General features: G+C 36.4%; 12 protein-coding genes. 8 read left to right on the top strand and 4 right to left on the bottom strand.

What is annotated here, in order from left to right:
• Positions 1-63: 63 nt before the first annotated feature.
• Positions 64-1,026 carry an alpha/beta fold hydrolase gene (locus B9P78_RS02080; RefSeq protein WP_094517921.1) on the top strand — a complete coding sequence of 321 codons (963 nt, stop codon included), beginning with the start codon at positions 64-66 and terminating at the stop codon, positions 1,024-1,026.
• A gap of 61 nt (positions 1,027-1,087) precedes the next feature.
• Here the strand turns inward: B9P78_RS02080 and nrdF are convergent, their stop codons facing one another.
• From nrdF to nrdI, 3 genes are read right to left on the bottom strand one after another with little or no spacing between them, the layout of a single operon-like run.
• Entirely contained in the window at positions 1,088-2,059 is a 972-nt protein-coding gene (nrdF, locus tag B9P78_RS02075; protein WP_094517920.1) for a class 1b ribonucleoside-diphosphate reductase subunit beta, read from the bottom strand.
• Between the two features lie 42 nt (positions 2,060-2,101).
• A complete protein-coding gene (nrdE, locus tag B9P78_RS02070; protein WP_094517919.1) occupies positions 2,102-4,288 on the bottom strand; it encodes a class 1b ribonucleoside-diphosphate reductase subunit alpha in 2,187 nt (728 codons plus the stop codon).
• Entirely contained in the window at positions 4,251-4,640 is a 390-nt protein-coding gene (nrdI, locus tag B9P78_RS02065) for a class Ib ribonucleoside-diphosphate reductase assembly flavoprotein NrdI (RefSeq protein ID WP_094517918.1), read from the bottom strand. The genes nrdE and nrdI overlap by 38 nt, the downstream gene beginning before the upstream one ends.
• 450 nt (positions 4,641-5,090) lie before the next feature.
• Here nrdI and B9P78_RS02060 point away from each other — a divergent pair, with 450 nt between their 5' ends.
• Complete coding sequence (locus tag B9P78_RS02060; RefSeq protein ID WP_304528642.1) at positions 5,091-5,441, top strand: BlaI/MecI/CopY family transcriptional regulator; 351 nt, start codon at positions 5,091-5,093, stop codon at positions 5,439-5,441.
• 29 nt (positions 5,442-5,470) lie between these two features.
• Here the strand turns inward: B9P78_RS02060 and B9P78_RS02055 are convergent, their stop codons facing one another.
• Positions 5,471-6,145 carry a uracil-DNA glycosylase gene (locus tag B9P78_RS02055; RefSeq protein WP_094517917.1) on the bottom strand — a complete coding sequence of 225 codons (675 nt, stop codon included), beginning with the start codon at positions 6,143-6,145 and terminating at the stop codon, positions 5,471-5,473.
• Between the two features lie 166 nt (positions 6,146-6,311).
• Between B9P78_RS02055 and B9P78_RS02050 the strand changes: the two genes are divergently transcribed.
• The 6 genes from B9P78_RS02050 (at position 6,312) to B9P78_RS02035 (ending at position 12,942) form a co-directional block, all read left to right on the top strand.
• Positions 6,312-7,193, top strand: coding sequence for a Cof-type HAD-IIB family hydrolase (locus B9P78_RS02050; protein WP_094517916.1), 882 nt, complete (start codon positions 6,312-6,314; stop codon positions 7,191-7,193).
• Between the two features lie 207 nt (positions 7,194-7,400).
• The gene (locus B9P78_RS09965; protein WP_233487652.1) at positions 7,401-8,309 is read left to right on the top strand and encodes a Ppx/GppA family phosphatase; all 909 of its coding nucleotides are present in this window, start codon (positions 7,401-7,403) and stop codon (positions 8,307-8,309) included.
• Between the two features lie 83 nt (positions 8,310-8,392).
• Positions 8,393-8,953, top strand: a complete 561-nt coding sequence (locus B9P78_RS09960) for a hypothetical protein (protein WP_233487651.1) — start codon at positions 8,393-8,395, stop codon at positions 8,951-8,953.
• A 55-nt stretch (positions 8,954-9,008) separates the two neighbouring features.
• The gene (locus B9P78_RS09955) at positions 9,009-9,347 is read left to right on the top strand and encodes a hypothetical protein (RefSeq protein ID WP_233487650.1); all 339 of its coding nucleotides are present in this window, start codon (positions 9,009-9,011) and stop codon (positions 9,345-9,347) included.
• Entirely contained in the window at positions 9,314-11,161 is a 1,848-nt protein-coding gene (gene ppk1, locus B9P78_RS02040; protein WP_369824314.1) for a polyphosphate kinase 1, read from the top strand. Before B9P78_RS09955 ends, ppk1 begins: the two co-directional genes overlap by 34 nt.
• Positions 11,162-11,310: 149 nt before the next feature.
• On the top strand, positions 11,311-12,942 hold the full coding sequence (locus B9P78_RS02035) for an ABC-F family ATP-binding cassette domain-containing protein (protein ID WP_094517915.1): 1,632 nt from the start codon (positions 11,311-11,313) through the stop codon (positions 12,940-12,942).
• The last annotated feature ends 58 nt before the right edge of the window (positions 12,943-13,000 follow it).

Below are 13,000 nucleotides of genomic sequence, written 5' to 3'. Positions count from 1 at the left end.
GTTGTCATAATGATTTTGTATCATTATAATAGTGACATAACAGAATATTAATGGAGGATTTTTATGTTTACAGTAGATACTTATGATACAACAAGCATTCCCTCAGCTTCGCCAGATCGTCCGTTTATTCCAGTATATGCCTGGCAAACAGCTGAGCATCCGAAAGCAATTATACATATCGTACATGGTATGTCTGAATTTGGTGGCCGTTATAAAAAGGTTGCTGAATCATTTTTACAGCAAAATTATTTGGTCATTGCACACGACCACATCGGCCATGGGGGCACAGCTAAGGAAGCAAATCGTCTTGGTTATTTTGGGACCAACCGTGCAGATGAAATAATGGTTGAAGATTTACATCGCGTGGTCACAGCTACTAGAAAGAAACATCCCAATCTACCCTATTACGTACTAGGTCATTCAATGGGTGCGTACATTACCCGCCTATATTTAGGTAAACATAGCCACGAGATTGATGGTGTGCTTCTTAGCGGGACCAATACCAATAGTCCCTTATATGCAACAGGTGCAGCGCTCGCACCAATTTTAAATACGATACACCCTCAAGCCTATAATTATTATATTCATCAAAAATTATTTGGTACTGGTTTGAGTGATGATCCTTTGGTAAGCAAATCGTTTCCTGCTTATTGGTACCCACCAAAAGACGGACAAGTACAGGATTGGCCATTAGTTGGTTTTGTATTCACCAATAATGGCTTTGCAGAGTTGGTAAAAATAGCCCACAAGGCTACAATACCTTCTTGGTTAAATAACATTCGCCGAGACCTACCCATAGCGATTATCGCTGGCCGTAAAGATCCTTTAATTGCTGGCGGTAAAGAAACACAGAAACTCGCCAAACAATTCACGCGTGCTAAATTTAAAGACGTTTCCATTTTGATGTTTGAAAATCGTGGTCATGAATGTATGTTGTACGGTAATACCAAGCCCGTCTATGCACTCATCAACAAGTGGCTGACGAAACAAATGAAAACAAGTATGCAAAACATAATTGATAAATAAAAAAGCGTACTGCCAAAATATTGGCAATACGCTTTTTCTGTGTCTTTCTTTAAAAATGATGTTAGTCCCACTTGCTGTAATCATCATCTGACATTGCTTCAACTTCACCTAGTAAATAGCCATTACCTACTTGAGAGAAGAAATCATGGTTTGATGTACCAGTTGAAATACCATTCATAACAATAGGATCTACATCATCAGCAGTATCAGGGAACAATGGATCAAAGCCCAAGTTTTGCAATGCTTTATTCGCGTTATATCGAAGGAAAACTTTCACATCTTCCGTCCAACCTAAATCATCATAGATGAATTCAGTATATTTTGTTTCGTTTTCATATAGCTCAAATAGCAAATTGAAAGCCCAATTTTTAATATCTTCTTGTTCTTGGTTTGGCAACTGGTTATAAGCAAGTTGGAATTTATAGCCAATGTAGGTACCATGGACACTTTCGTCACGGATGATTAATTTAATAATTTCCGCAACGTTAGGCATTTTACCATTACCCAAATACCAAAGTGGCGCATAGAAACCAGAATAGAATAGGAAGGATTCAAGAAAAACTGACGCTACTTTCTTTTCTAAGTCCGTACCTGATTCATAAATATCATGAATACGGTTTGCTTTATGTTGGATGTATTCATTCTCACGTGTCCAAGCAAAAATTTTATCGATTTCTTTCGGTGTATTTAAAGTAGAGAAAATTGATGAGTACGATTTTGCATGTACACTTTCCATGAATTGAATGTTGTTATACACTGCTTCCTCGTGTTGCGTGCGAATAGCTGCTTTCAAGGATTCAATACCATCTTGAGATTGTAAGGTGTCTAGTAGCGTTAAGCCACCAAATACCTTGCCAATCATATCTTTTTCAATGGCAGTCAACGTACGCCAAGTATCTAAATCATTTGATAATGGGATACGGGTATCTAACCAAAATTGTTCAGTCAATTTTTCCCAGGTTAATTTGTCAATCATGTCCTCTATATCATTCCAGTTAATGGCGATATATGGATGTTCATTAAAACTAGTCATTAGTGGTCCTTCCTTATTACAAAATATCGATGAAACGTTGAATTAGATTGTACAGCTTTCGCAGTAGTTGGCACCAATTTCTTCGTTATTATCTGTAAATGTACGTACGTAGTAAATTGATTTGATACCTCGTTTCCATGCATAACGACGTAAGATGTTTAAATCACGTGTCGTCATTTTACTTGTACGGCCCTCTTTCCATGGGTATAAACCTGTAGGAATATCAGAACGCATGAATAAGGTAAGGCTCATCCCTTGATCGATATGTTTTTGCGCAGCTGCATAGATGTCAATAATTAAACGGTTATCTAAATCGTAAGCAGATTGATAATAAGGTAATGTTTTATTACTTAAATGTGGCGCTGGATAGTAAGTTTTACCTGTTTTCTTCTCTTGACGTTCTTCAATCAATTGAATAATTGGGTGTAAACTTGAACTCGTTTCATTTACATATGAAATTGATCCAGTTGGTGCAACAGCTAAACGGTTTTGGTGGTATAGACCGTATTCTTGAACTGAAGCACGTAAAGCCTTCCAATCTTCTGCCGTTGGTACATGGATATTTTCAAATTGTTCTTCTACTTGTGGGAATTTAAATGATGCTTCATCATTGTTGATGTATTTATCAAAGTATTCACCAGTTGCATATTTTGAATTTTCAAAGTTTTCAAATGTTACACCACGTTCTTTTGCAATTTTGTTAGATGCTACTAAAGTGTAGTAGTTCAAAAGCATAAAGTATTTATCGGTGAATTCAACAGATTCTGGAGAACCGTAATACATTTCATGCAATGCAAAGTAAGTGTGTAGACCCATCGCGCCTAAGCCAATTGTGTGGGCTAGATCATTCCCTTTTTTGATTGAAGGAACTACATCAATTGCTGATGCATCTGTAACATATGTTAAGCCACGAACCATTGTTTCGACAGATTTACCGAAGTCTGGTGATTGCATTAAGTTATAGATATTGGTTGAACCTAAATTACAAGAAATATCCGTACCTAGTTCTTCAAATGTTTGGTCATTGTTAATAATTGATGGGCGTTGTACTTGTAATATTTCAGAACACAAATTACTCATCACAATGGTACCATCGATTGGGTTGGCTTCATTTACAGTATCAATATTAATGATGTATGGGTAGCCAGATTCTTGTTGTAATTTAGAAATTTCATTCTCTAAATCACGTGCACGAATTTTAGATTTTCTAATTTCAGGATTATTCACCATGTTTTCGTATTCATCAGTAATAGACACGTAAGAGAATGGTTTACCATAAATTCGTTCAACATCATATGGACTAAATAAGTACATTAATTCATCTTTTTCAGTCAACTCATAAAATTTATCTGGTACAACTAGACCTAGTGATAAGGTTTTAACACGAATTTTTTCATCAGCATTTTCTTTCTTAGCCGATAGGAAAGATACCACGTCTGGGTGGAAGATATTTAAATATACCGCTCCGGCCCCGTTACGTTGACCTAATTGGTTAGAGTATGAGAATGAATCTTCCAATAATTTCATCACTGGAATAACCCCTGAAGAAGCATTTTCAATTTTCTTAATTGGGTCACCCGCAGCACGGATGTTTGAAAGGTTAACCCCAACCCCACCACCAAGACGAGATAGTTGTAATGCAGAGTTAATCGTACGACCAATTGAGTTCATATCATCAGTTGCTTGAATTAAGAAACATGATACCAATTCACCACGACGTTTACGACCTGCGTTTAAGAAAGTTGGTGTGGCAGGTTGATAACGTTGGTTAATCATTTCATCTCGCAAGTCGCTTGCTAATTGTTCATCACCATTAGCTAAATATAATGCTGTGAAAACAATACGATCCTCGTAACGTTCTAAGTATCGTTTGCCATCATTTGTTTTCAATGCATATTGGTTGTAAAACTTGTATGCAGACATGAATGATTTAAATCGGAATTTGAAATTGTATGCATCTTGCATCATTTTCTTCACGAATTCACGATCATACAAATTGATGAACGCTTCTTCCAAGTAGTCATTTTCGATTAGATAGTCGATTTTTTCGTCTAAAGTATAGAAGAAAACTGTATTTGGGTTGACGTGTTCTAAGAAGTAAGCACGAACTGCCTCTTTATCCTTGTCAATTTGAATTTTGCCATCTAGTGGTCTATTCACTTCATTATTTAATTTGAAATATGTAATTTCTTTATCTTGAACTACTGCTTTCGGTTGATCCAATTTCATTCACCTTTTCTTTCACTATGTTTACGTCGTTTAAAGTACCCTGAAATTCGAAATTCAAGAGTAAAGGCACTTGATAAGCCTTTGCTAAATCTTTAGCGGTAAAACAATACAATTCGCTAAAATTTAAATTACCTGACCCACAAACACCTCTTAAATAAGATTGGTTATCGGCGGTTTCAATAAAATCATTTAAAATTTCTGTTACCTCAATATCATATGTAGGAGCAATTACGATATATGGTTCATTAATCGGTTGAAAAGAATTGTCCATAGTGATGCGCAAACTATCCATGCCAAGCTTACTAACGAACTTTTGTGTTTGACCAGTTAAGGACATATACACAATCTTCAAATCACATGCCTCCTCTGTAAAAAAATTACACCACTACATGTAGTGGTGTTTTTTAATATGTACCAACTATATATGGATAATTCACGAAATACAAGGATTTAAACCAAAAAAGTTTTACCGGTTTATTCAGTTTAATTACACAAGTGCAATGACCAATACGCTTTGCTCAATTAAACAAATTTTAAAAAAAATCATTTTATGAGATGAATATACAAAAAATGTTTCAATCGTTTTAAATTAAGAAAAATGGCTTTTACTTGTGTTTTTAAGACTACACCTGTAAACTTAAATTAACTAAATACCTTATAAACTTTTGCGAAAGGAGTTATCAATATGGCTGAACTTACCATACAACATGACCACGAAACAAATACGCATCATGATGTTTCAGCGGCTGAATGGGAGGTTATGCGTGTTGTTTGGGCCCAAAAGTAAACCAATTCACGCACAATCATCGAATCGCTATCTGACAAAAAAGGATGGAAACCTGCAACCATCAAAACGCTCATCGGTCGTTTGACAAAAAAAGAATGGCTTACCACAAAAAAAGATGGTCGCTCATTTCTGTATAGTGCAGCAATCAACGAAGATGAAGCCTTGGCTAACCAAGCGCAAACTTTACTGAGTGGTTGGTGTAACACAGATGCCGACAAAGTCATCAATGCCCTCATTCAAGCAGCGATTTTAGATGATCGTATGAAACAACATATCCTTGGTGCTTTAGACCAGGCAACGTATGTGGATGAGGTTACATGCCATTGTGTACCTGGACAATGTATTCATCACCCACATACACATTAAAAATACTCGCCATAAACTATTCTTGTGTTTTATACATGCCAATCAATTGGCGTTTGACCTGATGATTCCAGTAAATCATTCGTTTGAGAGAATGGTTTTGACCCAAAGAAACCGCGTGAAGCTGATAATGGACTTGGATGGGCGGATGTAAGTACAAAATGCTTACGTTCATCTATCAAGGTCCTTTTTGCTTTGGCAGAGTTGCCCCATAAGATAAATACCACTGGCGTTTCCTTCTCGTTCAAGGCTGCAATTGCAGCATCCGTTAAAGCTTCCCACCCTTTGCCTTTATGAGCATTCGCTTGGCTATCTGGAACAGTTAAAACAGCATTCAACAATAAAACACCTTGCTTTGCCCACGCCGTAAGATTTCCATGCGTTGCTGGTTGAATATCCAAATCAGTCTGCAATTCTTTGTAGATATTCCGTAAAGAAGGTGGCAATTTGACCTCGCTTTGGACAGAAAAACTTAAACCATGCGCTTGGCCTGGTTGATGGTAGGGATCTTGCCCTAGGATGACAACTTTGACTTGATTAAATGGTGTTAAACGAAATGCTTCATAAACATTGCGCGCATCCGGATAGATGGTCTCTCTCGTATAAGCTTGTTCAAGTTGCGCCGTAAACTGCTGAAAAGTTGCTGTGTTGAGGACAGAAGATACATGCCCTGCCCAATCGTCTGGCATTTTTGCTAAAGTAGTCATAAGATCCCCTCTTCATTTTCTATAAACGTTAAAAAATATAAATGCCACTATACCATTTTTCGACTGATTTCGCGAACACTTCTACCCTTTTTGGTCCCCTTTAGCTAGTGGAAATATTTCTATCATGGTACACTAAAGATAATAAAAGATAGATAGGAGCATTTACATGATTGAACTAATTGTATCGGATATGGATGGCACGTTGCTAGATGAAAATATGGAAATTCCGCAAGCAAATATTGATGCGATCATGCAAACATATAACATGGGGATTCCCTTTGTCGTTTGTACAGGTCGTAACTACACAGAGGCTAAGGTAAAATTAGATGAAGCAGGTATCCGCTGCCCTATCATCGGTTTGAATGGTTCTATTTTGTTCGATCGTAATGGTCAAGTTGAGTACGAGGTGGATATCGATAAAGAGACAGCTTTGGCTATTCTAAATAAAGGTTATGAAGTTGGCTATTATATGGAAGCTATGACAAGTAAAAATGTCTACTCATCTTCACTTGAACAGCGTATCGTTGGGATTACTGAGCTTATCCAAAGTTTAAATCCTGATATGTCAGTTGAAGAAGCGCGTACTCGAGCAACGCAATCTAATGAAGTGACTACGATTGATTTTCGTGATGATTTACGTACCTTAATCACTGAGGAGGGTCAAGACATCATTAAAATTACTTTTGTTGACGTTGACCCAGAAAATACCATCAAACCATTAGGTGAAGAAATTAAAGCAGCTTATCCAGATACACACGTGACCTCATCATTCAAATACAATATTGAAATTAATCATGCAGACGGTACTAAAGGGATTGCCGTAACAAAATATTGCCAAGAACATGGTTACAACATCGAAAATGTGGTTACTGTTGGCGATAACTTCAATGATTTATCCATGTTAAAAGTAGCTGGTTATTCATTTGCTATGGCTAATGCCGAACAAGGTGTAAAAGATGTAGCCAAATATGAAACGACTACAAATTACAATGCTGGTGTGGCCAATGCCATTCACCATGCCCTAGAGCTAGCAGGCGCCAAAAATTAAAAGCTTACTTTATGTTAAACGTATGCAAAAGGATCATGTCATCTGTCATGGTCCTTTTTACATACACTCATCTGCTAATTGGGCCTATATATGTAAACTAAGGCAATTAAGGTTTTCTGAATACAAAAATTAAGTTATACTAATTTTAGATAAATTTAAAAATTAGTTGTTACTGTTGCTCACGAGAAACGAAAGGACACAACCATTATGAAAGAACGAATTGGTTTGATTGATATAGGCTCAAACTCTATTCGCCTTGTTGTCTTTCAAGTAGAAGATAATTTAGCAATGCGAGAAATTCAGAATATTAAAATACCTGCACGTATTTTTCAATATATTACGGATGACAATGAAATGTCACAAGAAGGTATTGATACGCTAGCACGTATCATTGGCGCCTTTGCCAAAGAAGCTGCCATCCTGAAAGCAGACCGTATCTTACCAAAAGCTACAGCTGCTATTCGCCAATCAAAAAATAGGGATGATATTATTGACCAGGTACAAAAGAAAACTGGTGTGACGATCGAATTAGTACCAGAGAAAATGGAAGCTTTTTATGGTTTCTCTGCTGTTGCCCATTCTATGAGCGACCGTGATGGTATTTCAATTGACATTGGTGGTGGCTCAACTGAAATCACCCTTTTCAAAGATAAAAACCTTGTTGAATTTTTCTCATTCCCATTTGGGGTAGTTTCATTACAAGAAAGATTTTTTGAAGGTAAGGATTTTAACGATGCAAAAGCCATTAAGGAAACGCGGAAATTTGTGAAGCAATCCTTTGCTGAACATCCTTTCTTCGCTGATTTACAGTTACCAATCTTTGCTATTGGTGGTTCTGCGCGTAATGTTGCTCGTGTACACCAGATGCATACCAAATATGGTATGGCTGGATTACACGAATATACCATGAGTCCCGAAGAAATTGATGACGTTTATAATATCTTCGTAGAACAAACAATGAAAGATATGCTGAAATTAGAAGGTCTTTCTTCCAACCGTGCGGATATCATTATCCCAGCAATTATTGTTTTCCAAGAATTGATTCAAGCAGTGGCTCGCCCATCTTTAAATTCTCACAACAAGGGTTACGTGAAGGTATCGTCTATGAATATTTAGAAAATAAATATCCAGCAGCCTTTGATATCAATCATGTTGCCCAGGAAACAGTTGAAAGATTATCTAGCATCTATCAATTTTCAATGTCAGACGCCGCACAACGCATGGTGATTACACGACAACTGTATGATGCCTTAAATGAAGATGGCTACATTCAATTGAACGATACTGAATTACAATTGATGGATTATGGTGCATATTTATATAACCTTGGCGAAATGATTGAGCCAGGCAACGCATCACAACATACCTTCTACCTTTTATCAAATTCGAATTTAAATGGATTTTCACATCCACATCGATTAGCACTAGCTGTTTTAGCATCTTATAAAAATAAAACATTATTCGACCGATACCTATCAAGTTATGGAGAGATGCTAGAAGACAAACAAGTGGAATCCCTTCAAAATATTGGAGGCTTAATTAAATTTGCAGAATGTTTAAATGATTCGCATAATAATATAGTCAAAAGTATGGACCTTGTACGAAAAGGTGGTAGCCTAATTCTACGCATCTTCTATCAAGGTGAATTATTATCGGAAGTCTATCGTTCAGAAGATCAAAAGAAACATATTGAACGAGCGATTGGCAAAGACATCTCCTTAGAATTTATCCATGCAAAATCTTATCTAGCCATTTCTTAAAAGACAATATCTCTCCATTTCATCAACCATTTAATAAAAAGGAGAAATCAAAAAAATGACTGAATTAGTAAAGTTGGATCTTGATAACCCAGATTACTATGAAAACCGTGAAGTATCGTGGTTAAATTTTAACCACCGTGTGCTGCAAGAAGCAGCTGATGATCGTAATCCACTTCTAGAAAGATTAAGTTTTCTAAGTATCGGTACCTCAAACCTTGATGAGTTCATGATGGTACGTGTTGCGGGTTTACAAGATCAATATCATTTGAATATCAATGAATTAGATACCAAAAAACAATGGACACCAGAACAACAATTAATTGCTGTTTCTGAGAAAAATCATGAAAATAATGATTACCAATATGCACTTTACCAGGACTTGAAAAAGAAGTAGAAAACTATGATATCCACTTCATTAGCTATAACGAAGCACCAAATGATCATAAAGAACAAATGAAGAAATTCTTCTTTAATGAAATTTACCCTACACTGACACCCTTAGGTATTGATGCTTATCGCCCTTTTCCAAGTTTAAATAATAAATTAATTCATATTTTCGTGAACTTGAGCCGTGAAGGCGAACAACAAGTAGCCATTGTCCCAATTCCACAGTTAGTGAACCGTTTTTATCATTATGAAGAAGATGGCCATAACTACTTCATTTATTTGGAAGATATCGTGACCAACTTTATCGAAACGTTATTCACTGGTTACCAAATTGATTCTACTTTCCTATTCCGTGTTACACGAAATGCAGATTTAGATATCCAAGAAGACGGTGCCGAAGACCTATTAACAGTCATTGAAGACTATTTGGTACAACGTCGTAATGGTATGGCTGTACGGATTGAGGTTCAGTTAGAAAATAACCAAAATCAAGCGATTATCGAGGGGGATATTGAATACCTATTAGATGAATTGGGCTTATTCGAGCGTGATTTATACTTCGTCAATGGACCGTTAGATTTAACTGGATTAAACGATGCCATCGATGTTTTAGAAAATTACTTCCCACACTTACGTTACAAGCCATTTAAACCGGTTTATCCAGCGGAATTGCAAACTACTGACCTATTTAAATTAGCAGAAAAACGCGACATTTTCCTACATCACCCATATGATTCATTTAAACCAGTAGTTGAATTTATTCAAGATGCGGCGAATGACCCTAATACACTTGCAATTAAACAAACGCTATATCGTGTTTCTAGTAATTCACCAATTATCTCTGCCCTAAAAACAGCAGCAGAACGTGGAAAACAAGTTACCGTATTAGTAGAGTTAAAAGCACGTTTTGACGAAGAAAACAATGTACAATGGGCCAAAGTGTTAGAAGAAGCCGGTTGTCATGTTATCTATGGTAAAACCCACTTGAAAACACATTCTAAGATTGCCATGGTTGTGAAACAAAAAAATGGTCGCGTATACCGTTATGTGCATTTAGGTACAGGTAACTACAACGACAAAACCGCTCGTTTCTACTCAGACATGGGTATTATCACAACAAACGAAGGTATTGCTGAAGATGCAACTGACTTCTTTAACTACTTAAGCGGTTATTCTAATCAACCAGACTACCACTACTTACACGTATCTCCGTTTGATATCCGTGATAATTACATTGAAGATATTGAAGAAGAAATCCAATCACATAAAGTGAATGGAAATGGTCACATTATTGCCAAAATGAACTCTTTAACTTCTAAAGATGTGATAAAAAAAATGTACGAAGCAAGTCAAGCCGGTGTTAAAGTGGATTTAATCATCCGCGGTATTTGCTGTTTAGTACCAGGTATCCCAGGTGTTTCTGACAACATCAATGTCATCTCTGTTGTGGGTCGGTTCCTAGAACACAGCCGTATTTATTGGTTTAAGAACAATGGCGATGAAAAATTATTCCTATCATCTGCCGATATGATGACACGTAATATGATTCGTCGTGTTGAGATAGAATTCCCAGTTTTAGATAAAAATATTCATAATGAAATCATGGAAATTCTTAAAGTTTACTTAGATGACAACACGAAAGCTCGTTACAAATTACCTGATTGCTCATACCAATATGTAACAAATGATCTACCACCTGTAGATTCTCAACAAATTTTTATGAAAAAAGCACAACAAGAATTAGAAAAATCACGCAACAATGTGCCAAAAAGTAAAATGACTTGGTTTGAGCGTTTACAAAATCGTATCAATAAAAAATAAGCATTCTGATATAAACTGAATTATAAGTTTATGATGAAATTTGACACCTTTGAATGAATAGTATTTGATTCAAAGGTGTTTATCATGTACCATGAGATTTGTCGAGCGTTACCAACGCTATATCATCAATTGGAAGAAAGAGGAACAAAATGTTAACAGTAAATAACGTAAGTGTGCAATTTGGTAGCCGCAAATTGTATGATGAAGTAAATATTAATTTTCAACCAGAAAACTGCTACGGCATTATTGGTGCTAACGGTGCCGGTAAATCTACTTTCCTAAAAGTATTGTCAGGTGAACTAAGCCCTACAACAGGTAATGTATCTCTAGGTGCTGGTGAACGATTATCAGTCTTAAGCCAAAATCACTTTGGTTTTGAAGAACACACTGTCTTAGATACAGTAATTATGGGTAATGAACGTTTATATGAAGTACGAGAAGAAAAAGATGCCCTATACGCAAAAGCTGATTTCTCTGAAGCTGATGGTATTCGTGCTGGTGAATTAGAAGCTGAATTCGCAGAAATGAATGGTTGGGATGCTGAAAATGAAGCGGCTCAATTATTACGTGGCTTAGGTATTTCAGAAGATATGCACTACCAACTAATGAGCGAATTGCAAGAGCAAGATAAGGTAAAAGTATTACTTGCGCAAGCATTATTTGGAAACCCCGATGTATTATTACTAGATGAGCCTACCAATGGTTTGGATTCTGAAACCATCGAATGGTTATCTGAATACATCATCAATTTCCCTAACACTGTATTAGTCGTATCCCATGACCGTTACTTCTTAAATAAAGTATGTACACACATCTGTGATGTTGACTATGGTAAAATCCAACTTTATGTAGGTAACTATGACTTCTGGAAACAATCTTCTGAATTGGCTGCAAAATTACAAGCAGATGCAAATCAAAAGAAAGAAGAAAAAGTTAAGGAATTACAAGACTTTATCGCCCGTTTCTCTGCCAATGCATCTAAATCAAAACAAGCAACATCACGTAAAAAGACGTTGGAAAAAATCGAATTGGATGATATTCACCCTTCAAGCCGTAAATATCCATTCGTTGGCTTCGAACCTGAACGTGAAATTGGTAATGATGTGTTAACCGTTGAAAATCTTTCTAAAACGATTGATGGTGTAAAAGTTTTGGACAATGTATCATTCAATATTCGTCCAAATGATAAAGTAGCCTTTGTATCTCGTAATGATGTAACCACGACAGCTTTGATGGAAATCATTACTGGTAACATGGAGGCAGATTCAGGTACTTACAAATGGGGTGTAACCACCACCCAAACATACTTGGCCCGTGATAACTCTCATGAGTTTGAAAATAGCCAACAAAGTATTCTTGATTGGTTACGTCAATTTGCCAATGGTCCAGAAGAAGAAGATAATACCTTCCTACGTTCATTCCTAGGTCGTATGCTTTTCTCTGGAGATGAAGTAAATAAAAATCTTGATGTTCTATCAGGGGGCGAACGTGTCCGTTGTATGCTATCTAAGATGATGTTATCTAAAGCTAATGTATTAGTAATGGATGACCCTACAAACCATTTAGACCTTGAATCAATTTCAAGCCTGAATGAGGGATTAATCAAATTCAAAGAAGTTGTTTTATTCACATCGCATGACCGTGAATTTATTCAAACAATTGCAAACCGTATTATTCATGTAACGCCAAATGGTGTTGTTGACCGTATGGATACAACCTATGAAGAATTCCTAGAAAACAAAGACGTACAAGACCGTATTCGTAGCTTATACGCAAAATAAAGATGCATGCAAATGCTGATTATAAATTGCAGATCAAATTTTATTTGGTCTGCTTTTA

The sequence above is a fragment of the Aerococcus sp. 1KP-2016 genome, from assembly GCF_002252085.1.
In the GTDB taxonomy this organism is placed as follows: Bacteria; Bacillota; Bacilli; order Lactobacillales; family Aerococcaceae; genus Aerococcus.
This window is presented reverse-complemented; position numbering and strand designations above follow the sequence as displayed.

Bases quoted from the DNA above. Each gene is read 5' to 3' on its own strand.
- B9P78_RS09965 (WP_233487652.1), top strand. From the start codon at position 7,401: ATGAAAGAACGAATTGGTTTGATTGATATAGGCTCAAACTCTATTCGC.
- B9P78_RS02035 (WP_094517915.1), top strand. From the start codon at position 11,311: ATGTTAACAGTAAATAACGTAAGTGTGCAATTTGGTAGCCGCAAATTG.
- B9P78_RS02055 (WP_094517917.1), bottom strand. From the start codon at position 6,145: ATGACTACTTTAGCAAAAATGCCAGACGATTGGGCAGGGCATGTATCT.
- B9P78_RS02050 (WP_094517916.1), top strand. From the start codon at position 6,312: ATGATTGAACTAATTGTATCGGATATGGATGGCACGTTGCTAGATGAA.
- nrdF (WP_094517920.1), bottom strand. From the start codon at position 2,059: ATGACTAGTTTTAATGAACATCCATATATCGCCATTAACTGGAATGAT.
- B9P78_RS09955 (WP_233487650.1), top strand. From the start codon at position 9,009: ATGACTGAATTAGTAAAGTTGGATCTTGATAACCCAGATTACTATGAA.
- B9P78_RS09960 (WP_233487651.1), top strand. From the start codon at position 8,393: ATGTCAGACGCCGCACAACGCATGGTGATTACACGACAACTGTATGAT.
- B9P78_RS02080 (WP_094517921.1), top strand. From the start codon at position 64: ATGTTTACAGTAGATACTTATGATACAACAAGCATTCCCTCAGCTTCG.
- nrdE (WP_094517919.1), bottom strand. From the start codon at position 4,288: ATGAAATTGGATCAACCGAAAGCAGTAGTTCAAGATAAAGAAATTACA.